General features: G+C 72.3%; 21 protein-coding genes. 14 read left to right on the top strand and 7 right to left on the bottom strand.

Features of this window, described 5'->3' with window-relative positions; genetic code table 11:
• Positions 1 to 17 precede the first annotated feature (17 nt).
• Positions 18 to 1316 carry a TerD family protein gene (locus tag IG99_RS20870; RefSeq protein WP_051865690.1) on the bottom strand — a complete coding sequence of 433 codons (1299 nt, stop codon included), beginning with the start codon at positions 1314 to 1316 and terminating at the stop codon, positions 18 to 20.
• 303 nt (positions 1317 to 1619) lie between these two features.
• On the opposite strand from IG99_RS20870, the gene IG99_RS20865 reads away from it, so the two are divergent.
• From IG99_RS20865 to IG99_RS20850, 4 genes are all read left to right on the top strand, one after another.
• Positions 1620 to 2051, top strand: a complete 432-nt coding sequence (locus IG99_RS20865; protein ID WP_037676158.1) for a DUF6643 family protein — start codon at positions 1620 to 1622, stop codon at positions 2049 to 2051.
• 42 nt (positions 2052 to 2093) lie between these two features.
• Positions 2094 to 2918 carry an MOSC domain-containing protein gene (locus IG99_RS20860; RefSeq protein ID WP_037676156.1) on the top strand — a complete coding sequence of 275 codons (825 nt, stop codon included), beginning with the start codon at positions 2094 to 2096 and terminating at the stop codon, positions 2916 to 2918.
• A 191-nt stretch (positions 2919 to 3109) separates the two neighbouring features.
• Positions 3110 to 3715: an Rv1733c family protein gene (locus tag IG99_RS20855; RefSeq protein ID WP_037676223.1), complete on the top strand. Its 606-nt coding sequence runs from the start codon at positions 3110 to 3112 to the stop codon at positions 3713 to 3715.
• Between the two features lie 228 nt (positions 3716 to 3943).
• A complete protein-coding gene (locus tag IG99_RS20850) occupies positions 3944 to 6379 on the top strand; it encodes a right-handed parallel beta-helix repeat-containing protein (RefSeq protein WP_037676155.1) in 2436 nt (811 codons plus the stop codon).
• 33 nt (positions 6380 to 6412) lie between these two features.
• Here IG99_RS20850 and IG99_RS20845 read toward each other — a convergent pair whose 3' ends face one another.
• Positions 6413 to 8743: a hypothetical protein gene (locus tag IG99_RS20845; protein ID WP_051865681.1), complete on the bottom strand. Its 2331-nt coding sequence runs from the start codon at positions 8741 to 8743 to the stop codon at positions 6413 to 6415.
• 283 nt (positions 8744 to 9026) lie between these two features.
• Here IG99_RS20845 and IG99_RS20840 point away from each other — a divergent pair, with 283 nt between their 5' ends.
• Both IG99_RS20840 and IG99_RS20835 read left to right on the top strand, forming a co-directional pair.
• The gene (locus tag IG99_RS20840) at positions 9027 to 9857 is read left to right on the top strand and encodes a DeoR/GlpR family DNA-binding transcription regulator (RefSeq protein WP_037676152.1); all 831 of its coding nucleotides are present in this window, start codon (positions 9027 to 9029) and stop codon (positions 9855 to 9857) included.
• A gap of 48 nt (positions 9858 to 9905) precedes the next feature.
• The gene (locus IG99_RS20835) at positions 9906 to 10376 is read left to right on the top strand and encodes an SRPBCC family protein (RefSeq protein ID WP_037676150.1); all 471 of its coding nucleotides are present in this window, start codon (positions 9906 to 9908) and stop codon (positions 10374 to 10376) included.
• Between the two features lie 7 nt (positions 10377 to 10383).
• Here IG99_RS20835 and cds1 read toward each other — a convergent pair whose 3' ends face one another.
• Positions 10384 to 11508, bottom strand: a complete 1125-nt coding sequence (gene cds1 / locus IG99_RS20830; RefSeq protein ID WP_037676147.1) for an L-cysteine desulfhydrase Cds1 — start codon at positions 11506 to 11508, stop codon at positions 10384 to 10386.
• A 305-nt stretch (positions 11509 to 11813) separates the two neighbouring features.
• Here cds1 and IG99_RS20825 point away from each other — a divergent pair, with 305 nt between their 5' ends.
• Entirely contained in the window at positions 11814 to 12137 is a 324-nt protein-coding gene (locus tag IG99_RS20825; RefSeq protein WP_037676145.1) for a hypothetical protein, read from the top strand.
• A 213-nt stretch (positions 12138 to 12350) separates the two neighbouring features.
• Positions 12351 to 12890, top strand: coding sequence for an ATP-binding protein (locus tag IG99_RS20820; RefSeq protein ID WP_199815567.1), 540 nt, complete (start codon positions 12351 to 12353; stop codon positions 12888 to 12890).
• Between the two features lie 165 nt (positions 12891 to 13055).
• On the opposite strand, the gene IG99_RS20815 is transcribed toward IG99_RS20820, so the two are convergent.
• Entirely contained in the window at positions 13056 to 13343 is a 288-nt protein-coding gene (locus tag IG99_RS20815; RefSeq protein WP_037676144.1) for an SHOCT domain-containing protein, read from the bottom strand.
• A gap of 137 nt (positions 13344 to 13480) precedes the next feature.
• Here IG99_RS20815 and IG99_RS20810 point away from each other — a divergent pair, with 137 nt between their 5' ends.
• From IG99_RS20810 to IG99_RS20795, 4 genes are all read left to right on the top strand, one after another.
• A complete protein-coding gene (locus tag IG99_RS20810) occupies positions 13481 to 14095 on the top strand; it encodes a TetR/AcrR family transcriptional regulator (protein ID WP_037676142.1) in 615 nt (204 codons plus the stop codon).
• Positions 14096 to 14125: 30 nt separating this feature from the next.
• Positions 14126 to 14710: a DUF4865 family protein gene (locus tag IG99_RS20805; RefSeq protein WP_037676141.1), complete on the top strand. Its 585-nt coding sequence runs from the start codon at positions 14126 to 14128 to the stop codon at positions 14708 to 14710.
• Entirely contained in the window at positions 14707 to 15615 is a 909-nt protein-coding gene (locus IG99_RS20800; RefSeq protein ID WP_037676220.1) for a phosphotriesterase family protein, read from the top strand. Before IG99_RS20805 ends, IG99_RS20800 begins: the two co-directional genes overlap by 4 nt.
• A 114-nt stretch (positions 15616 to 15729) precedes the next feature.
• Positions 15730 to 15915, top strand: coding sequence for a DUF1272 domain-containing protein (locus IG99_RS20795; RefSeq protein ID WP_107055978.1), 186 nt, complete (start codon positions 15730 to 15732; stop codon positions 15913 to 15915).
• A gap of 21 nt (positions 15916 to 15936) precedes the next feature.
• Here the strand turns inward: IG99_RS20795 and IG99_RS20790 are convergent, their stop codons facing one another.
• Positions 15937 to 16356, bottom strand: a complete 420-nt coding sequence (locus tag IG99_RS20790) for a PPOX class F420-dependent oxidoreductase (protein WP_037676138.1) — start codon at positions 16354 to 16356, stop codon at positions 15937 to 15939.
• Between the two features lie 176 nt (positions 16357 to 16532).
• On the opposite strand from IG99_RS20790, the gene IG99_RS20785 reads away from it, so the two are divergent.
• On the top strand, positions 16533 to 17117 hold the full coding sequence (locus tag IG99_RS20785; RefSeq protein ID WP_037676137.1) for a TetR/AcrR family transcriptional regulator: 585 nt from the start codon (positions 16533 to 16535) through the stop codon (positions 17115 to 17117).
• Between the two features lie 19 nt (positions 17118 to 17136).
• Entirely contained in the window at positions 17137 to 17904 is a 768-nt protein-coding gene (locus IG99_RS20780; protein ID WP_037676136.1) for an SDR family NAD(P)-dependent oxidoreductase, read from the top strand.
• 10 nt (positions 17905 to 17914) lie between these two features.
• Here the strand turns inward: IG99_RS20780 and IG99_RS20775 are convergent, their stop codons facing one another.
• Complete coding sequence (locus IG99_RS20775) at positions 17915 to 19159, bottom strand: ROK family protein (protein ID WP_037676134.1); 1245 nt, start codon at positions 19157 to 19159, stop codon at positions 17915 to 17917.
• 50 nt (positions 19160 to 19209) lie between these two features.
• Positions 19210 to 19878: an alpha-ketoglutarate-dependent dioxygenase AlkB family protein gene (locus IG99_RS20770; RefSeq protein WP_037676132.1), complete on the bottom strand. Its 669-nt coding sequence runs from the start codon at positions 19876 to 19878 to the stop codon at positions 19210 to 19212.
• Between the last annotated feature and the right edge of the window lie 5 nt (positions 19879 to 19883).

Raw genomic sequence — 19883 nt, 5'->3', positions numbered from 1 at the left:
CCTCGTCGACGCGCCGGTCACTTCCTGCCCGGAGTCCAGTTCATGCCCCACCCGTACGCGTGGTCGACCGTCCGCTGGGGGCTGACTCCGTGCTCGGGCACCAGGTAGCGGGCCTCGCGCTGGACGACGAGGTCGTTGCCGGTGTTGGTGAGGAGCGCGAGCGCGCATACCGTGGACGGGACGGTGCACTCGTCCAGGGAGAAGTCGATGGCTGCGCCGTGCTGCGGCTGGAGCGTGACCGTGGCGTGCAGGTCGGCGAACGAGCGGGCGCCCTCGTAGATGGTCACGAAGACGAGGATGCGCCGGAAGTCCCGGATGTGGTCGAGGTTGACGGTGAGGTTCTCGCCACTGGAGACGGCACCCGTGCGGTCGTCGCCGTCGAGATGGATGTACGGCGGCCGGTGCAGGGCCCCGAAGGCGTTGCCCAGCGCCTGTACGACACCCTTGCGGCCGTCGGCGAGTTCGAACAGGGCGCACAGATCGAGGTCGAGGTCGGCGTGGAGCGCCACCGCCCGGCCGCGTTTGCTGCCCCATCCCGAGAACTGTTTGCGCACTTCCCAGTTGAGGTTCACGCGCAGTGCGCCGGACGTGCCGCCCTGTTTGGTGAGCGAGACCGATGGGGCGGCCTTGGTCAGCGTGACCTTGCTCAGGCTCACGGGTGCCGTGGGCGGCGCGGACGGCGGGGGCGGGGCGTTGTGGAGCGGCGGAGGTGCGGTGACCGGAGGAGCCACGGGCGCAGGCATGGTGACCGGAGGCATGACCGGCGGGGCGGGGGCCGTCGACGTCGCCTTGTGCTGGGGCTCGTCGACCGTGATGCCGAAGTCCCTGGCCAGGCCCTCGAGTCCGCTGCTGTAACCCTGTCCGACGGCGCGGAATTTCCAGGCGCCCTGGCGGCGGTAGAACTCCCCGAGCACGAAAGCGGTTTCGACACTCGCGCCGGTGCTGTCGAAACGGGCGGCCACCGTTCCCCGCACGGCGTCCCGGACCTCGATGTAGAGGTCGGGGACCTGTCCGAACGTACCGCCGTCGGCGGAGGCGGCCAGGACCACGGTCTCGATCGCGGGCTCCACGCGCGCGAGGTCGACGACCAGGGTGTCGGTCACCCGGCCGCCGGCGTCGCGCTTGCCCTCGTGGCGGACGGCGCCGGAGGTGTGGGCGGGCTGGTTGTAGAAGACGAAGTCCGCGTCGGAACGGACCTTTCCGGCCACCAGCAGCAGGGCCGAGGCGTCCGCGTCCGGGACGCCCGGTCCGGAGCGCCAGCCCAGTTCGACCCGCAGTGCCGTCGTGGGCACCGGAACGTTCGACCCTTTCGGCATCGACATGTCTTCCCCCATCCCCTGTCACCCTCCGCGCCGGCGCGGCTTTGACCGGCCCTCGGGTTCCGCGTACCGGGCCAACCTATTGCGGATGCCGTCGAAGTCCCATGAGGAGTCCGGAAACGGGGTGTCCGACCCGCCGGTAACCCCTTCGGAACTCGGCCTTTACAGGATCCCAACATGCCCCGGCGTCCCTTTTCCCCACGTTCGCTCGCATTGGGGGGCGCACGTCACCGCCGACACGGAAAACAACCCTCTTATCGGTCTCCCCAACCAGCACATCGTGGGCTTAACTTATGTGCCATGACCTCCCCCCGCTCCACTTATGGCGGCGGCTACTACTCCGCCTCCTTCCCGGACACCCCGATCTACGACTCGCTCGTGGCCGAGCGGGGTACCCCGCAGATCGCCCCGATCCGGGTCCCCGCCGCGTACGACACGGGCAACAGCAACCTGCCCGCGCTCCCGTCGGCACTGCCCGCCCTCCCGTCGGGTCCCTCCCAGGCCTCCTACGGCTATCCGCAGGCGCCTCAGCCGGCCCCCCTCCAGCAGGCGCCCGCCGCGTACATCCCGCAGCAGGCCGGCGCCCCTCGCGGTTACCCGGGCCCGCAGGCTCAGCAGCCGCGCCCGCCCATGCAGAACATGGGCTACGAGGCGATGCGCCCCGCGGCGCCGCGTCCCGGCCCGACCCCGCAGCAGGATCCGTACAACCAGCAGTCGTACCGCGGCTACTGAGCCGTTCCCAGGACTGTCCGTGCCACCTGGCAGGATGAGTCCATGGGGAACGCGCAACTGCTGTCGATTCATGTTCATCCGGTCAAGGCGTTCCGGGGCCTGTCGCCCCGGGAGGCCGTCGTGGAGCCCTGGGGGCTGGCCGGAGACCGACGCTGGGCGCTGATCGACGACGGGGGAAAGGTCGTCACGCAACGTCAGCAACCGCGCCTCGCGACGGCCGTCGCCGAGCTTCTGCCCGGCGACGGCGTTCGTCTGTCCGCACCCGGCCTCGAGCCGCTGACCGTGGACGTGCCGCCGCCGATCAGCACCACGACGGTGGAGATCTTCCGCGACAAGGTGGAAGGCGTCCTCGCCGGCGCGGCAGCGCACACCTGGTGCAGTGCTTTTCTGGGCGCCGATGTGCGCCTGGTGCACATGGACAACCCCGCCACGCGCCGTGCCGTCGACCCGGAGTTCGCGCTGCCCGGCGAGACCGTCACGTTCGCGGACGGCTATCCGCTGCTGCTCACCGGTGCCGCCTCGCTCGACGCCCTCAATTCCCTGATCGCGCGGAACGCGCACGCGGACGAGGGCCCGCTGCCGATGAACCGCTTCCGGCCGAACGTGGTCGTGTCGGGCACGGACGCCTGGGCCGAGGACGGCTGGTCGCGGATCGTCATCGGCGAGGTCGGCTTCCGCGTCGCCAAGCCGTGCGGCCGGTGCGTGGTCACCACGACCGACCAGGAGACCGCGGGACGTGGCAAGGAGCCTCTGTACACGCTGGGGCGGCACCGCCGCATCGATGGCAAGCTGATCTTCGGACAGAATTTGGTGCCCCTCGACCGCGGCACGATCCGGGTCGGCGATCCCGTCACCGTCCTCGCGTAGCCGGGGGCACGCCGCCGACGGGGCGAAGGCGTCGGTGGACGGGAACCACCTGCCGGGGTCCGGCCGTTGGCATTTTCGTGAGAAGTTCATGAGAGGCCCGGTCTCAGGTGATTTCCCTCTCTCTTTGACCGGGTGGGCACGTGAACGACTCCGCCAGGGGTTATCACGGAGCGGGAAAGGGGGTGCGGAGCGTGCGGACAATCAGCGGACTCTGGCGTTGGCGGCACAATCCGCTGCGCCGCAGGACCGATCTGGTCGAGGCCTGGGTGGCCCTGGCGGCCCTGCTGCTGGTCCTCCTCGTCACGCCTGTGATCGGTTTCGTCATCGGCTCCGTCGCCGAGGACGCCCTGCAGCAGTCGGTCAAGGATCAACGCCAGTCCCGGCATCTGGTCAGGGCCACCGTGGTGCGCGAGCTGGACCGCTCCCCGCTGGAGGCCGACCCCGAGAGTTCCACCGGGCGGGAGGCACGCACCCAGGTCCTCGCCGACTGGACCGCGCCCGACGGCACCGCGCATCACGCCACGGCCATGGCCGACCTCAAGACCCCGCACACGGGCGACCACTTCACGATATGGACGGACGCGCACGGAACGCTGGTGGCCCGTCCGCTGGACTCCGCGACGGCGACCACGCACGCCGTCCTCGCCGGTGTGGGCGCCGCCCTGCTGACCGCGGGGATCGTCGAGAGCGGCAGGCGACTGATCGTCTGGCGCATGGTCCGTCGCCGGTATACCCGTTGGGACCAGGCCTGGGACCGGGCGGGTCCGGACTGGGGCCGGACCGGTCACGGCTGCTGACGGCCTTCCGGCTCCGGTCAACCCACCGCCCGCGCGCACGCTACGGTGGACCGGCCGAACTCTTCGGCATCGACGCGCGCGTGAGGGAGCCACAGGGACGCGCCGGTTTTCGCGAGTGCGAGCGCGCTGGGCCCGAGGGGCCGAGCGTGATCGCGGTTGGGAGACCGGCCGAAGCGCCCCGAGGGCGAACGAGCCACAGGTACGACGAGGCGGGGGCACAGCAACGCCATGGCACAGGGCACGGTCCAGGTGACGCACACCGGCACATCGAGGTGGCGCCGCCGCACGGGTGAGTACGCATCGCTCGCCGCCGCCCTGGAGGCCGCGGCGGAGGGTGATGTGCTCACCATCGCCCCCGGTACCTACCGGGAGAACCTCGTCGTCCAGCGGTCGGTGACGCTGCGCGGTCCCGAGGGCTCCCCGGGCTCCGTGCGCATCGCGCCCGTGGACGGGGTGCCGTTGACGGTGCGAGCCTCCGCGGTGGTGCAGGACCTGCATGTGGAGGGGCAGGACGCGGCGGCGCCCGCCCTGCTCGTCGAGGACGGCACTCCGGAGCTGACGGACCTGCGGATCGTCACACGCTCGTCGGCCGGGATCGAGGTGCGCGCGAACGCGCGGCCGACCGTTCGGCGCTGCACCGTCGACAACCCGGCGGGCATCGGTATCGCCGTGGTCGACGGCGGGGGCGGGGTGTTCGAGGAGTGCGAGGTCGTCGCGGCCGCCCAGGCGGGTGTCGCCGTACGCGGCGGCGCCCGCCCCCGTCTGGAACGCTGCCGGGTGCACCACGCCTCCGGCTCCGGGCTGACCGCGACCGGTGAGAACTCCGCCCTGGAAGCGGTCGGCTGCGAGGTCTACGAGGTGCGGGGCAGCGGTGTCCAGATCACCGGCCGGGCCACCGCGCACCTCACCGACTGCGATGTGCACCGGACGACCGCCGACGGGGTCACCCTCGACACCGACGCCGTGCTCACCCTGGCCGACTGCCGCATTCACGACATCCCGGAGAACGCGGTCGACCTGCGTTCGCGCTCCGTGCTCACGCTGACGCGCACGACGGTGCGTCAGTTCGGGCGCAACGGCCTGTCGGTGTGGGACCCGGGCACCCGCGTGGACGCGAACCAGTGCGAGATCTTCGACAGCACCGGCGACTACCCGGCCGTGTGGGTGAGCGACGGTGCCACGGCAGTCCTGGACTCCTGCCGGGTGCACGACGTGCCGGACGCGTTGTTCGTCCTCGACCGGGGCTCCCGCGCGGACGTCGTCGACAGCGACCTCTCCCAGGTGCGCAACACGGCGGTGTCGGTGAGCGACGGCGCGACCGCGCAGCTCGACGACTGCCGGATCCGGGACGCGGCGACGGGTGCCTGGTTCCGCGACCACGGCAGCGGCGGCACGCTCAACAACTGCACGCTGGACGGCACCCAGACCGGCGTGATCGTCACCAAGGGTGCCGACCCCACCGTCGAGCGCTGCACGGTCGACTCCCCCGCGGAGGCCGGTTTCTACGTCTCGGCCGGGGGCCGCGGCTCCTTCCTGAACTGCCGGGTGACGGGCAGCGGGGGCTACGGCTTCCATGTGATCGACGGCTGCCGTACGACGCTGCGCAGGTGCCGCACGGAGCGGTGTGCGCGCGGTGGGTACGAGTTCGCGGACGGCGGTGCGGACGGGGGGCCCGACGCGGGTCCCGTGGTCGAGGACTGCACGAGCGACGAGAGCGCGGCGCCGAGGCAGCCGACGGCACCGGAGACGGCCATACAGACGGTGAGCCACTCCCCCGGTCTGCTCGGTGCCATCCCCGAGCAGCGCGTGGACGCTCCGCAGCCGCCGGTGATCGCCCCGTCCGAGCCGCCGGCGCGGACCTCGAAGGCCGTGATGGGTGAACTCGACGCTCTGGTGGGCCTGGACAGCGTCAAGCGTGAGGTGCGGGCGCTCACGGACATGATCGAGGTGGGCCGGCGCCGTCAGCAGGCGGGGCTCAAGGCGGCCTCGGTCAAGCGCCATCTGGTGTTCACGGGCTCCCCGGGCACCGGCAAGACGACGGTCGCGCGGCTGTACGGCGAGATCCTCGCCTCGCTCGGTGTGCTGGAGAAGGGCCATCTCGTCGAGGTGTCCCGCGTCGACCTGGTCGGCGAGCACATCGGCTCCACCGCGATCCGCACCCAGGAGGCCTTCGACAGGGCGCGCGGGGGCGTCCTGTTCATCGACGAGGCGTACGCGCTGTCCCCGGAGGACTCGGGCCGGGACTTCGGCAAGGAGGCCATCGACACGCTGGTGAAGCTGATGGAGGACCACCGGGACGCCGTGGTGGTGATCGTGGCTGGTTACACGGCCGAGATGGAGCGCTTCCTCTCCGTCAACCCGGGTGTGGCGTCCCGCTTCTCCCGGACCATCACCTTCACCGACTACGGCGCCGAGGAGCTGCTGCGGATCGTGGAGCAGCAGGCCGAGGAGCACGAGTACCGGCTGGCGGAGGGCGCGCCCGAGGCCCTGCTGAAGTACTTCACGGCGCTCCCGAAGGGGCCTGCCTTCGGCAACGGCCGCACGGCCCGCCAGACGTTCGAGGCGATGGTGGAACGCCACGCGAGCCGCGTCGCCCAGCTGGAGGAGCCCACTACGGACGACCTCACGCTGCTGTACGCGGAGGATCTGCCGGAGCTGCCATGAGGGTCCGGCCACCGTCGGGGTGATGTCGTGCGGCTACACCGTCTGTTCGAACTCCTGGTGGCAGGGTTCCAGGCGTTGTACCGGCACGTCGGGCCGCAGTCGGCCCAGCAGTAGTTCGCGTTCCTCGGCGAAGGCCGGGTCGGCCTGGTAGTCGGAGTGGCCGAGGAGCGGTGCGGGCAACGGCTGTTCGGGGCTGCGGCCGTAGGCCGTCGGGTCCTTGAGTGGGGCTCGGTCGACCGCGGGGCCGCAGTCGCCGGGCAGGCGTACGGGGCCGCCGATGGGGTCGGTGAGGCGGTACAGGTTGCGCCAGCAGTCGACGTCGCGGTGCAGGGCGGCCAGCGCCTCGGGGCCGAAGTGGGCCGGGAACCAGCGGCCGTAGAGGCGCTCGATCGGGGAGCCGTAGGTGAGGAGGGCGACGCGTTTGCGGACGGACGGCGGTAATTGCCAGGCCGCGGCGGCCGCGAGGACGCTGCCCTGGGAGTGCCCGGAGATCACCAGACGTCCGCCGGTGGTCTGCGTCCAGGTGGCCATCCGCCAGGTCAGGTCGGGGACCGCACGCTCGGCGTAGCAGGGCGGTGCGAAGGGGTGGGCGGCGCGGGGCCAGAAGGTGCCGACGTCCCAGAGGATGCCGATGGTGCGCCGCGCCGAGGGGTCCTTGTAGGCGCGTCGGCCCCAGGTGACGAAGAGGATGAAGCCGAACCCTATGAGCCAGGAGCCGAGGGCCTGGGCGGTGTGCGCGGCGCCCTGGACGAAGGCGTACGCGTGCGTGGCCGCCCCGACCGGCGTCTCCTCGGTCCTGAGGGCGCCGACGAGTGCTCCGGCGCCGAGCAGCAGGGTCGCGGTGGAGGTCACAGCCAGGACGAGGGGGCCCTTGTCGGTGAGCGTGGCCATCGCGCGGGCTCGTGCGATACGGCCGATGTGGGCCGCGTCGTCGGTCTCGACCCGGTAGTCGCGCCGCACCGCCTCGCGCTCGGTCCTGGCCAGCCGCAGGGCACCGCGCCCGAGACGGGCGCAGAGCACGAGCAGGACAAGGAGCAGCACCGGGATCACCGACGCCTGCCAGGTGAGCAGTACCGAGGGGCCTTCGATGGTGGCGTGGGTGCCGTCCAGCCAGTCGGAGACGCGCTGGGACACCCCTCCCGACATCACTCCGCCGAGGGCGCAGGCCAGCATGGCGACGGCGGGACCGGCCAGGCCGCGCATCGCGGCGCGCGGGTCGGGCAGGGCGCGATGCAGGACGTGGGCGACCACGGCGAGGGTGATGACCAGCACGCCCTGGCCCAGGGCGATGGCCCCGAAGGTCATGTCGCCCTGCAGCCGTCCGGTGGAGGTCCAGCCCGGGCGCCCCCAGCCGGCGTAGAGGAGGGTGAGGGCCAGCAGGACGAGGGCGCCGAGCGGCAGGAGGCGTGCGAGGCGCGTGTCGGGTTCCCGGTCGAGGTGTTTCTCGCTGCGGCCTCGGCGGCAGACCACCCACAGCACGACCATCCCGCCGATGACGAGCGCCGCCTCCAGCAGCCGGCCGAGTACGTCGAGGGCCGCCGGCCCGCCGGGCTCGCGGTCGAAGCGGGCGGCCGCGGTGCCGACCGCGGCGGTCACCGTCAGCAGGCCGGCGGCGGTGTGCGCGGCGCGCAGACGGGCCACCAGCCGGCGTCCGTACCAGAAGCCGGGGCGGTTCAGGGCGGTGCGGGTCTCCTTCTCGGGTTCGGCGGTGGGGTCCATGGGTTCCTGGGACTCGTACGCCCGCCAGGTGCGGTGGGACAGGTACCACAGCAGGGCGGTGAGGGCGATGGGCAGCAGTGCCGCGAGGGCGAGCCTGCGGCCGGGCCGGCTCCACCATCCGTTGCCCGAGGCCTCGGGCGAGAGGAATCCCAGCCAGGAGTGGCGGGCCGCGCACGCCGGGGTGCCCGCGCACTGCCAGGCCGTCAGGTCGAGGGCGACCTCGCAGACCGCCGCGACGAGCAGCACGGTCAGGGTCAGACCGGCGAGCCGCACCAGAAGGCCGTACAGCCGCACCGCCCGCACCCGGCCGTGGGCGGCGGGGCGCATCCAGTGGGCGAGGTTGACCACCATGAAGGGCAGCAGCAGCAGCCACAGGGCGCGGGTGCCGTTTCCGGAGGTGAGGTTGCACCAGACGTACGCCTCGGGCACGGGCGTGGTGCGGTGCCCGTCGGGTCCGTCGTCCGCGTCGACGTCGTCGGCGCGCCGGAAGACGGCCGCCGTGTCGTCGCCGGTGATCCGCACGGTGCGCGGATCGTTGAGCATCTTGTCGGGTGTGGTGCCGCCGACTCCGTGGACCAGGAGTTCCAGGGCGGCTCTGCCGGTTGAGGTCGCTGAGCCCGGTGAGGTGGCTGAGGCACGTTCCACTGTTCGCACTTCCCCCGTGACACGCCGTCGATATGTGCCTGTGCGGGCACCAGGATGTCCCTTCCTGGGGCGATGCACACCCCCTGTCACCGAATCTCCCCGATCCGTGTGACCGTAGCGTGTGGGGCGCGCTCGGTGACATGAGCGCTACGGGGCGGTGGTACCGTGCGCGCCATCCCGTGCGAGGATGGGACGCCCGCACACCGGGTTTGACGAAATCACCTCGTCGGAGCAGGTGGGCGGGCCTGTCGGACGGATTGCGGCGAAAGGACCTGGAGCGTACGTGAGCGAGAATCAGAACCTCCTCGCGGAGCAGCGCCGCGCCCTGATCCTGGACGAGGTGCGACGCCGCGGTGGCGTCCGCGTCAACGAGCTGACACGCAAACTGGGCGTGTCGGACATGACGGTCCGCCGTGATCTGGATGCGCTGGCCCGGCAGGGCGTTCTGGAGAAGGTGCACGGCGGCGCGGTGCCGATCGTGGAGGCGAGCACGCACGAGCCGGGGTTCGAGGCCAAGTCCGGCCTGGAGCTGACGGCCAAGGAGGACATCGCCCGGGCCGCGGCGGATCTGGTGTCCCCGGGCAGCGCGATCGCACTGTCGGGCGGTACGACGACGTTCGCGCTGGCCCATCAGCTGGTGGAGGTGCCTGACCTCACGGTGGTCACCAACTCGGTGCGGGTCGCCGATGTCTTCCACGCGGCGCAGCGCACGTCGGGTCCGCGCCAGGGCGCGGCGACGGTGGTGCTGACCGGTGGGGTGCGCACCCCGTCCGACTCGCTGGTGGGTCCGGTCGCCGACCAGGCGATCGCGGCGCTCCACTTCGACCTGCTGTTCCTCGGGGTGCACGGCATATCGGTGGAGGCCGGCCTGTCGACGCCGAACCTCGCGGAGGCCGAGACCAACCGTCGTCTGGTGCACTCGGCGCGGCGGGTGGTCGTGGTCGCCGACCACACCAAGTGGGGTGTGGTGGGCCTGAGTTCGTTCGCGGCGCTGGACCAGGTCGACACGCTGGTGACCGACGCCGGGCTGCCCGACAAGGCTCGCTCGGAGGTCTCGGATCATCTGCGGCGGCTGATGGTCGCCGGCGAGGCCGAAGAGGACGCAGACATCTGACGATGTGCCAGCTAAGGTGACGCCCACTCCATGAAGGGGGCGTCACTCATGGCTCGTCGTCTGCGCCCGGTCGAGCTCGACTTCGTCGACACGGCTCCCGTGCGACTGGTGTTCACCGAGGAGATCGCGGCCGCCCCCGAGGCGGTGTACCCGGCGCTCGCCGAGGACGTGCCGGGCTGGGCCGAGTGGTTCTCGGCGGTGGCGCGCGCCCGGCCGGTCGACGGCTGCGAGGGCCGGGAGATACGGCTCAGGGGCGGTGTCCGCTTCGAGGAGACCGTCCTCGTGGCCAAGGAGCCCGAGCTGTACGTCTATCGCGTGGACGTCACCAACGCGCCGGGGCCCCGCGCCCTGGTCGAGGAGTGGCGCCTCACCCCGGCCGGGACCGGCACGCGCGTGCGGTGGACGTTCACGGCCGACGGCCCGGCGCCGTTCAGGCTGGTCCTCCGGCTCGCCCGCGCCGGACTCGGCCGCACGTTCCGCGAGGCGATGACGGCCTTGGACCGCCGGCTCGCGGCCTGAGGGGCGTTCACTCCGGCCAGACCCCCGTCGCCAGCAGCGAGTCGATCGCCTCGGCGTACGGCGCGATGTCGAGGCCCTGCTCGGTGAGCCAGGTGTCGGAGTAGTACTTGTCGAGATAGCGGTCGCCCGGGTCGCACAGGAGGGTCACGACGCTGCCCCGGCGGCCGGCGGCCACCATCTCGGCGACGATCTTCAGTGCGCTCCACAGCCCGGTGCCGGTGGAACCGCCCGCCTTGCGGCCGATGGCCCGCTCCAGGGCCCTTACGGCGGCCACACTCGCCGCGTCGGGCACCTTCATCATCCGGTCGACGGCGCCCGGCACGAAGCTGGGTTCCATGCGCGGCCTGCCGATGCCCTCGATGCGTGAGCCGCAGTCGCACGTGACGCCGGGGTCACCGGTGGTCCAGCCCTCGAAGAAGCACGAGTTCTCCGGGTCGGCGACGCAGATGCGGGTGTCGTACTGCATGTAGTGGACGTAGCGCGCGAGGGTCGCGGAGGTGCCGCCCGTGCCGGCGGTGGCGACGATCCAGGCGGGCTCCGGGAACCTCTCCAGCCGCAGCTGGCGGAAGATCGACTCGGCGATGTTGTTGTTGCCGCGCCAGTCCGTGGCGCGTTCGGCGTAAGTGAACTGGTCCATGTAGTGGCCGCCGGTCTCCGCAGCGAGGCGGGCCGACTCCTCGTACATCGAGCGCGGGTCGTCCACGAAGTGGCACCGGGCGCCGTGGAACTCGATGAGGCGGACCTTCTCCGTGCTCGTCGTGCGCGGCATGACGGCGATGAAGGGGACGCCGATCAGCTTGGCGAAGTACGCCTCGGAGACGGCCGTGGAGCCGCTGGACGCCTCGATCACCGGGCGGTCCGGCCGGATCCAGCCGTTGCACAGGCCGTAGAGGAAGAGGGAGCGGGCGAGGCGGTGCTTGAGGCTGCCGGTGGGGTGGGTGGACTCGTCCTTCAGGTACAGGTCGATGCCCCACCGCTCGGGCAGCGGGAACAGCAGCAGGTGGGTGTCGGCCGAGCGGTTGGCGTCGGCCTGCACCTTGCGGACGGCCTCTTTGAGCCACCCGCGGTAGGCGGAGTCGCTGTGGTCGACGTCGAGGGTCGCGCCGGTGCGGGTCTGCTGGGTGGTGCTCACGGCGGGCTCCTTCTCGCTGCGCGCCCGCGGCGGGTCGCGCGGCCTGTGTCTCGATCATAGACACCTTCCGTCACCCCACCCCACCTGCATAAACGCTGCTTTGAGGCTCTCAAAGACAGCCCTGGGGGCAGGTGTGCGCCCCCCGGTGGCACGTGTGCGTGGGGGCGCACGCGCCGAGCGCTTCGGGCGCCCCCTTGTGCGTGTCGTGCGTACTGGTGCTCGACTCCGTACGCGGGCAGACTGCTCGGCGGACGGACACCGTACGAGGAGCGACTGCGACAGCGGGCACAAGGGGGCGGAACGGCATGGCGGAGCCGGAGTTCAGGGCCAGGGGCGTGCGGATCGGGAAGAGGCTGCGCTCGCTCACCCGGGCCGGGCAGGTCCGCATCAGCGATGGCCGGCTGGAGCTGCTCACGAGCTACGGCAGTGAGATCGACAGCGCGCCGGTGCAGGCGGTGCGCGCCTCCAAGCCGTGGTTCGCCGCGGACGACCGGGCCCTGGCGGACCTGAACGGCAAGCGGTACCTGCTGACCCTGGGTGACCACGACCCCGCCCCCGGGGAGCCGGGGCCGCCCGCGGCCCGCCGGTTCATCGAGGCCGTGCGCAGGGCGGCCGGCCGCGGCGGCTGACCCGTAGGGCGCCGGGGCGAGTGGACCGGACCGCGAGTTGCGGTACCTCACCCCTTGAGTCACGCTGTTCACACGTCACTCTGGGTTTACCGGCGATAACGCTGCGAACCAGCCCGCCGGCCACGACAGCAGGCGGCCGCCCCGCGCAGACGTTCTGCTGGATCCGATCCGAACTCCGTGTTCTTCCGGACCTCACGTCGGGGAGTCGCAGCCGTGATCACCAACCCAAGCAGGCACTGCACGGTGGAGCTCCAAGCCCTGCCGTCGCGGATCGGGCAGGTCCGCAGAATCGTATCGGCGCAGTTGCGCTACTGGCATTTGGACGCCCTCATCGACCGAGCCGCGCTCGGTGTGACGGAGTTGCTGAGCAACGTCCACCGGCATGCCCAGCCCGACAAGACGTGCACCGTGGAGATGGAGCTGCTGCTCGACCGGCTCACGGTCTCGGTGCGCGACCACGACCCCCGCCTCCCCGTGGTGGAGGACGCCGACTCGCTCGCGACGTGCGGCCGGGGCCTCGCCATGGTGGCGGCGGTCAGCGAGAGCTGGGGCGCGCGGCCGGACGGTGAGTCCGGCAAAGTCGTGTGGTTCACGCTCCCGACGGCCCTGCCCGCGCTGACCCAGCCCGCGCGGCTGCTGCGCCGGCCGGTCTCCGAGAAGTCCGCGCGCAGGTTCGCGGAGGTCGACGTCGAGCTCGCGGCGGACAGCCGCAGGCCCGCACATGCTCCCGCCCGGTCCGCCGTTGCCGGCTGACCGGGCGGTGACCACCCTTTCTCCTCGGTGGTGAAGGCGCTGTCGCAAGCTGTGCCGTGTCGCCGGGGTGCTCGCCTCCCCGAGGCGCGGCGTGGACCCGGCGACGGGAGGCACCGAGAGCCCGCGGCGGGCGTTCTCACGGGTGCGTCCGCACGGCGGCGGCGGTCACAGGGCACCGCCCTTGGTCCGGCCGAACTGCTCGTCCAGCACGGACAGCCGGCGCCAGTACTCGTCCTCGTCGATCTCGCCGGAGGCGAAGCGGCGGCCCAGGACGGCGAGGGGTGAGTCGCCGGACGGGCGCCGATCGGCCATGTCCCGCCACGGTCCACGGCGGCCGCGCCAGGCGGTGCGGCGCAGGACGGTGACAGCGCCGAGCACGACGGCGGCCCAGATCAGCGGGAGGAAGAGGATCCAGGGGCCGGGGCCGCCGCCCCAGTGCGCGAGGGTCTGCATGTCGGTTCATCTCCCAGAGGGGTTCTCGGTCTTCCGGTGTGCTTCGAGACTGGCTCGGCAGAGGGGTCCGGGTCGTCGTACGTCCGGCGACAGCGCGCGTACTCCCAGGGAGTACCTCGACTTCTGTAACTACTAGTATGTACAGTGCTCGCATGAGCACTTCGGACCGACTGATCGAGTCCACTCGTGAGCTGCTCTGGGAGCGCGGTTACGTGGGCACCAGCCCCAAGGCGATCCTGGAGCGCGCGGGTGCGGGCCAGGGCAGCATGTACCACCACTTCAAGGGCAAGCCCGACCTCGCCCTGGCCGCGATCACGCGCACGGCCGAGGAGATGCGGACCCGGGTGGGTCGGCTGCTCGACGGGCCGGGGACTCCGGCCGAGCGGGTCCGGGCCTATCTCCTGCGCGAGCGGGACGTGTTGCGCGGCTGCCCCGTCGGGCGGCTGACGATGGATCCGGACGTCGTCGCCAGCGACGAGCTGCGCGCTCCCGTCGACGAGACGCTCGACTGGATCCGCGAGCGGCTCGCCGGGCTCGTGGAGGAGGGCAAGGAGCAGGGCGAGTTCGCCCCGGAGCTCGACGGCGAGGAGATCGCCGCGACGATCCTCGCCACCATTCAGGGCGGTTACGTCCTGGCTCGCGCGGCCGGTTCGCCGGCCCTCTTCGAGACCGGCATCCGCGGACTGCTCAGCCTGCTCACCCCGACGACGCCGGTCGCCCCGGCCGGGCCGATCGCCCCGTCCGCCCCGTGACGACCCACATCGCAGCCGAGGAGGCATCCGTTGCACGCCATGCAGTACGAGCTCACACTCCCCGCCGATTACGACATGGGGGTCATCCGCGCGCGCGTGGCTCGCGTCGGGCACCTGCTCGACGACTGGGAGGGGCTGGCGCTCAAGGCGTATCTGATGCGTGAGCGAGGGATGCGCGGGTCGCCCGTCAACCAGTACGCGCCGTTCTACCTGTGGAACTCCGTCGAGGGCATGAACGCCTTCCTGTGGGGAGGCCCCTTCCAGGGGCTCAGCGACGACTTCGGGCGCCCGGCGGTGCGGCAGTGGACGGGACTGGCGTACGAGGAGGGCGGGGCCGCGGGTTCGCCCGCGCGGTTCGCGGTACGGCGACGGGAGCGGGTACCGGACGGGGTGACGCTGTCGGAGGTCATGGCGGACGCGGTGGACGAGGCCAGGCGGGTGGCGCGGGAGGACGGTGCCGTGCTCGCGGCGGCGGCCGTGGACAGTGACCGGTGGGAGCTCGTCCACTTCTCGCTCTGGGAGCACGACAGCCCGAAGACCGACGGTGAGGTCTTCCACGTCCTGCACCTGTCGGCGCCGGGCCTCGACCGGCTGCCGCGGGGGCGGCAGTGGTGAACGCGGTCCGTACGGTGCTCGGGGACGTGCCTCCCGAGCGACTGGGGGTGTGTGACGCCCATGACCACCTGTTCCTGAGCAGTCCCGCGCTGCCCGGGCAGGAGCTGCACAAGGTGTCCGCGGCGCGGGCCGAACTGGCCGCGTTCCGCGCGCGGGGCGGGGGCAGCGTGGTGCAGTGGACCCCGTACGGGATGGGGCGGCGCGCCGCCGATCTGCCGGCGCTGTCCCGGGAGAGCGGGGTCCACGTGGTGGCAGCGACCGGGCTGCACCAGCGCGCCCAGTACGCCGACGCGGTGATCGATGAACTGCGCGGGAGGCTCGCCGAGGTCTTCGTCGCCGAACTGACCGAGGGAATCGGCACGTCGGGGGTCCGCGCGGGGCTGATCAAGGTCGCGGGCGGCTTCCACGCCCTCGACGCGCACGCCCGCTGGACGATGACCGCGGCGGCCGAGGCCCACCGTGCGACGGGGGCGCCCGTCAGCGTCCATCTGGAGCACGGCACCGGCGCCCTCGACGTACTCGACCTGCTGTGCGGGGAGTTGGCCGTGCCACCGCACCGGGTGATCCTCGGACACCTCAACCGCTCCCCCGACTTCGCCGGGCATCGGCAGGCCGCCGAAGCGGGCTGCTACCTCGCCTTCGACGGGCCGTCCCGCGCCCACCACGCCACCGACTGGCGGATGCCGGACGCCGTACGGGCCCTGGCCGAGGCCGGTTTCGGCGACCGACTGTTGCTCGGCGGCGACACCACGACCGACGCGGGCCGCTCCGTCAACGGCGGTCCGGGAATGCCGTACCTGCTGCGCCGGGTCGCGCCCCGGCTGGCGCTCGCCGTGGGTGAGGAACTGGTGGCGCGCATCCTGACGGAGAACCCCGGCCGGGCGTTCGCCGTGGAGTGGGGCTGACGCGGGCCGGGGTGGCCCGATCGTGTCGTTCCCTGTCCCGCGGGAGCGCTGTCGCCCTCTCCGGGCACGCGCAGGATGGGTGGCGTCGGGCCGGGGAGCAAGGGCTGGGGAACGATGGCACTGGACATGCGCGACACGTGCGAGAGCTGTACGACGGCGGCCCTGCCGCACGACGCGGCGGCCCTCATCTGCTCCTACGAGTGCACCTTCTGCGTGCCGTGCGGCGCGGCCTTGCGGGGTGTCTGCCCCAACTGCGGCGGCGAGCTGGTGGCCAGGCCCCGGCGCGCGGTCGGGGCGTGACGGGGGCGGCGACGGTACCGGTCACCCGGACTGGTCGCTGTCCTTCAACTCGCCCCAACCGTGCCAGCGATCCACCTCGACCCAGACGCTGACCCGGGCGCGGGACCGCTCGGGGTACGGCTTGCGGGTGTAGTGCGTGGCGATGCGGTCGATGTCGACCAGGCCCTCGTCCTCGTACATGTCGACGACCCGGCCGATGAGGGTGACGTGCGTGTACCAGTCGTCCGCGTCGAGGACCGTGAGGGTCACGCGCGGATCGCGGCGCAGGTGCCTCAGGCGCACCCGGCCCTCGTCCAGGCTGATCAGCGCGCGGCCGTCCGCCCACACGTACCAGGTGGGCGTGGAGACGGGCGTGCCGTCCGAGCGCAGGGTGGCCATGACGCCGGGGTTGGGGCGGCGCAGCAGAGCCTCGGCCTCGGGGGGCAGGGGCGGCTTCGACATGGGGCTCCTCCTGATCCGTGCGTGCGTCTCGCTCGCCTGCCCCGAACCGGCGCGAACCAGTCCGTCGAGCCGTGCCCGGTGTCCGTTGGGCAGGGGATCGGGGCGTTCCTGGGCCTGCGCGGCAGTAGAAGCTCCTTTACTTGACCGATCATTCTCGATTGATCTAGCGTCTCGGCATGGCCAGGAACAAGGAGTTCGACCCCGACGCCGTGTTGCAGTCGGCGCTGGAGCTGTTCTGGCGACAGGGCTACGAAGCGACGTCGATGGCGGACCTCGTGGCACACCTGGGCATCGGGCGCGCCAGCATCTACGCCACCTACGGCAACAAGCACGACCTGTACCTCAAGGCGCTGGACCGCTACGGGGAACAGCAGAGCCCGCAACTCGTACGGGACCTGTCCCAGCCGGGACCCGCACTGCCCGCCGTACGCGCGCTGGTGCGGCGGTTCGCCGCGGAGGCGGCGGACGAGGAGGACCGCGCCAACGGCTGCTTCGTCACCAACACGGCGGCCGAGCTGGCCCCGCACGACCCGGCGGCGGCCCGCCGGGTGGAGCTGACCTGGGAACACGTGGAGACGCTCCTGCACTCGTCGCTCGTACGGGCGCAGGCACAGGGCGAGTTGCCGGGCGAGCGGGATCCCCGTGCCCTGGCACGCATGCTGCTGGTGCTGATGCAGGGGCTCCGTGTGGTCGGCAAGGCGTCGTCGGATCCCGCGCGCGTGCGGGACGCGGCTGAGCAGGCCCTGGAAATATTGAACTGACCGTTCTGGAAGGGAACCTATGTTACTGCACCGCTTCCCCGGCCGCTCCGCCCTCGTCACCGGCGGCGGCTCCGGGATCGGACGGGCCATCGCCCTCGCGTTGGCCGCGGAGGGGGCCCGAGTCGTCGTCGCGGGGCGGTCCCGGGAGTCGCTGGAGGAGACCGTGGCTCTCGTCGAGGAGGCCGGCGGCACCGCCGTGGCCCGGGTGGCCGACGTGGCACGCGCCGCCGACGTGGACGCGCTCGTCAGGGCGATCGTCGACGAGTTCGGCTCCCTGGACGTGGCGGTCAACAACGCGGGCGTCTTCCGCGGCGGCCGGGCCTTCGCGGAGCTCACGGACGAGGAGTGGCGGGACCTGGTCGACACCAACGTCACCGGCGTCTTCCTCGCCCTGCGGGCCCAGGTGCGGCAGATGCGCACGCAGCCGGGCGGCGGCGCCATCGTCAACGTCTCGTCCAACCTGGGCCCCCACCGGCAGGCGCGCGGCACCGCCGCCTACGCCGCGACCAAGGCCGCCGTCAGCTCACTCACCCACGGGGTGGCGCTCGACCACATCGCGGACGGTGTCCGGATCAACGCCGTCAGCCCCGGCCCGTCCGACACCGCGATGTCGTTGCGTCCGGGCGAGTCGGCGGCGGACCGCGCCGCCCGGATGAAGGAGCAGTCGCCGCTGGGCAGGGTCTCGTCGACGGAGGAGGTGGCGGAGGCCGTGCTGTATCTGGCGTCGGACGCGGCCGCCTCCGTCGTGGGCGCCGACTTGGTGATCGACGGCGGGGCGGCGCTGTAGAAAGCGGTTCTCAGCTCCCGGTCAGGGCGGTGAGCGGATCGTCCAGTACTGGCTGCCAGGCCAGTTCCGCCGCACCCACGAGGCTGTTGTGGTCGAGGGTGCAGGCGAGGATGGGGACGCCGCCGCTCTGACCCCACAGGCTGCGGTCGGCGACGACCGCGCGCAGGCGCTCGGGGTCGGTGTCAAGGAGGGTACGGTGCAGGCCGCCGAGGATGATGCGGTCGGGGTTGAGGATGTTCACCAGGCCCGCGAGGCCCAGGCCCAGTCGGTCGATCAGCGTCTCGGCGGCGGTGCGGACGGCGGGGTCGTCGTACTCGTGGCGGAGCAGGTCCATGCCCTGCTGGAGCAGGGACACCTCGGGTCCCGGCGCCCGTCCCGCCGTCGTCAGCAGGGCGAGCGGGTCGGCCTCGACGTCGAGGCAGCCACGGCTGCCGCAGTGGCAGGGGCGGCCCTCGGGGTTGACGGTGAGGTGACCGACTTCGAGGGCGAGACCCGAACTGCCGGTGTGCAGACGCCCGTCGAGCACCAGCGCACCGCCGACCCCGCGGTGTCCGGTGGCCACGCACAGCAGGTCCCGGGCCCCACGTCCGGCACCGTGGCGGTGTTCGGCGAGCGCGGCGAGGTTGACGTCGTTCGCAGCGAAGGCGGGGCCGGTGATGCCCGCCGCGCGGACCCGCTCGGCGAAGGTGTCCCGCACCGCTGCCCCGGCCGGCCAGGCCAGATGCAGGGGGTTGAGCGCCAGGCCCTCCGGTTCGGCGACGGCGGAGGGCACGGCCAGCCCGGCGCCCACGCAACGGCGCCCTGTCTCCCGCAGCAGTTCGGCGCCCGCGTCGACGACGGAACCGAGCACCTTCGCCGGGTCCGCGTCGACGGTCTCGCAGCCGGGCGCCGTCGCGACGATCCGGCCGCCGAGCCCGACCAGCGCGGCCCGGAATCCATCGGCGTGCACCTGGGCGGCCAGCGCGACGGGACCGTCCTCGGCGAGGGAGAGCCGGTGCGAGGGCCGGCCCTGGGATCCGGCGGCGGCACCGGGCCGCGCGTCGACCCGGATCAGCCCGAGCGCCTCCAGCTCCGCGGCGACCGCGCCCGCCGTCGCCCGGGTCACCCCGAGCTCCGCGGTGAGCACGGCACGGGTGGGCGCCCGACCGGTGTGGACGAGGGCCAGCGCGGGCCCGAGCACACCGCGCCCCCGGTCCAACCGCGTCCTCGAGGTGGTCCCTTCCCCCGTCGACCGGGGGTCCGCCTTGCCGCTCATGAGGGGGAGTCTCCCATGATCCGTTCCTGGGATGGCGTCTGATCCGTTCCTCAGCGGGCGTCGGGGAAGCCGCTCACCCGCAGCGTGATGTTGAGGCGTCCGGTCAGGCCCAGCCAAACCGGCGCGGTGCCGGGGAGCACCCGTGGCACCCCGTGGTACGCGAGCCGCGACGGACCGCCGAACACGAACAGGTCACCGCTGCGCAGCTCGACGTCCGTGTAGGGCCGGGACCGGGTCCGGGTGTTGCCGAAGCGGAAGACGCACGTGTCGCCGAGGCTCAGTGAGACCACCGGGGCTTCGGACTGCTCTTCGCTGTCGCGGTGCATGCCCATGCGCGCGTCGCCGTCATAGAAGTTCATCAGCGCGATGTCGTACGCCGCCGTGGCCGACCCCGGTCCGAGCGCGTCGGTGACCGCGCGGCGGCCCAGCTCGCCGAGCCAGTACGGGAAGGGTTTCACCGGCGCTTGGTCACCGTCGACGACCGTACGGGCGTAGGCGTACGGGTACCAGTGCCAGCCCAGGCAGACCTGGCGGGCGGTCATGGTGCCGCCGCCGGGTGTGCGGACCGTGCGCAGGCCGGCCGGGGGGCGGGCCCACGCACGGCAGGCCGCCAGCAGCTCCCGCTGGCGCCCGGCGTCCAGCCAGTCCGGTACGTGCACCGCGCCCGGAGCGACCTCCTCCCGCTGCCTGGGGAACAGCTCGGGGTCGAAGGTGTCCATGGCCC

Origin of the sequence: Streptomyces griseus subsp. griseus, assembly GCF_000720255.1 — a bacterium.
Classification (GTDB): Bacteria; Actinomycetota; Actinomycetes; order Streptomycetales; family Streptomycetaceae; genus Streptomyces; species Streptomyces griseus_I.
Note: the sequence above shows the minus strand (reverse complement) of the source record. Positions and strands in the feature narration are given on the sequence as shown.